This window comes from Aliterella sp. E5.1 (genome assembly GCF_057473825.1).
This window is the reverse complement of record NZ_JBYCCV010000312.1, coordinates 1-1,584: the sequence shown is the minus strand read 5'-3', so window position 1 is coordinate 1,584 and position 1,584 is coordinate 1. Positions and strand designations below refer to the sequence as shown.

Below are 1,584 nucleotides of genomic sequence, written 5' to 3'. Positions count from 1 at the left end.
GCTAGAGTCCTTAGCCAAGGCTGAGGCGCAACTTGCTGCTTTAAGCTACAGTCAATACGCCAGTTAAAGTCAAGACTGTTCCCGTCGATAAGGTCTGATAAAATCTTGAATTGATTCCTTGATTGAGCGCTCCTAAACAGTCACCGACAAAACCAAACCAATGCCCCCCGAAAGTTATTTGGATCATCCCACCCTAGGCTTGTTGTTTGGTGTCTGCTTGATTGAGAACAATCGAGAGCTCTATACAACCCTTTATGCCCAACGGTTATTTTTTTCCGTCGTCAACGGTTTAGAGGGCTATGAATTTGAACCTGTCAGTCGCACCGAGGCTAGGATGATCGTTGAGAGTCGCCTGAGAATTTTGCGGCGTTCCGGTCAGCTCAAAGAGTTTAGTCAACTGCAAAAAATTCACAAACGGACTTTTCAATGAACGGCAGTGACAATTTTTCTCTCTCAGAGCGAATTGCCGCGATTCGCCGGACACTCCCTGATTCCGTACGGTTAATTGCGGTGACCAAGCAAGTTCCGGTTTCGCTCATGCGCCAAGCCTACGCCGCCGGGATTCGTGACTTTGGAGAAAGTAAGGTCCAATCAGCGATCGCCAAGCAGGATCAACTTCAGGACCTTAGCGACATCACCTGGCACATGATTGGGCATCTGCAAAGCAACAAAGCTAAGCTGGCCTTGCAACGGTTTGACTGGATTCACTCGGTCGATAGCTTGAAAATTGCTCGGCGGCTAGACTCCCTGGCAGCAGAGCTAGGCTGCCAACCCCAGGTTTGTTTGCAAGTCAAAATTTTGTCTGATCCCAACAAATATGGTTGGAAGGAAACAGAACTAATCGCAGATTTGCCGCAATTAGATCAGTGCCGAAATTTGCGGATCAAGGGCTTAATGACAATCCTGCCCCTAGCTTTGAATTCCACAGAAGCAGCGAATGCCTTTGCACAAACTCGCCAGCTTGCTGATGTTATTCGTCAGAAACATTGGTCTCATCTTGCCATCACCCAACTCTCAATGGGGATGTCCGCAGACTACTTGCTAGCGGTTGAGGCTGGGGCCACAATGGTCCGGATTGGACAAGCCTTGTTTGGGAAGCGCCCTGATTCAAAACAACTACAGGGTAATTAGTCGATAATGATTTGAAGGACTGATTTTATTCAATGTTAAGTATAAATTTTTTTTCTATGTTTTATGGGCAGTTTTTCGCTATCCTTTTAGTCAAAATTGTCTGTTCAGAGACAGGGCTTAAGAGTGCTGTATCGTAAGATCTGGTAGTTGTGGATACATTTATCCCGATTGCGCTGCTCAGCAGAGTAATTTCTTAAGCAAATTTCTTTGATATTTCTGTTTTTTTACTTGACAGATCAGCATGTTTCCTCATACTTAAAGGAAGCTCTCTATAAGTTGTAACTGTTGTAATGGAGATGAGCCGTGAGCAATGTGTTTGGCAGATTAAAAACTTTTATGACTGGCCTTGATGATCGGCCCGACGAAGAGTACGAGTATGAATATGATTATGGAAATATCGAGGGGGAAGACTATCAAAAAATGTATAAGACTGAGCATTCTCGCGTGAGCTCA

Annotated in this window: 2 protein-coding genes; both read left to right on the top strand. The window is 45.1% G+C overall.

The window, feature by feature from the left end:
- Positions 1-160: 160 nt before the first annotated feature.
- The gene (gene pipX, locus AC2VE5_RS26680; RefSeq protein ID WP_486890561.1) at positions 161-430 is read left to right on the top strand and encodes a transcriptional coactivator PipX; all 270 of its coding nucleotides are present in this window, start codon (positions 161-163) and stop codon (positions 428-430) included.
- Positions 427-1,131, top strand: coding sequence for a YggS family pyridoxal phosphate-dependent enzyme (locus tag AC2VE5_RS26675; RefSeq protein WP_486890560.1), 705 nt, complete (start codon positions 427-429; stop codon positions 1,129-1,131). Before pipX ends, AC2VE5_RS26675 begins: the two co-directional genes overlap by 4 nt.
- Positions 1,132-1,584: the final 453 nt, after the last annotated feature.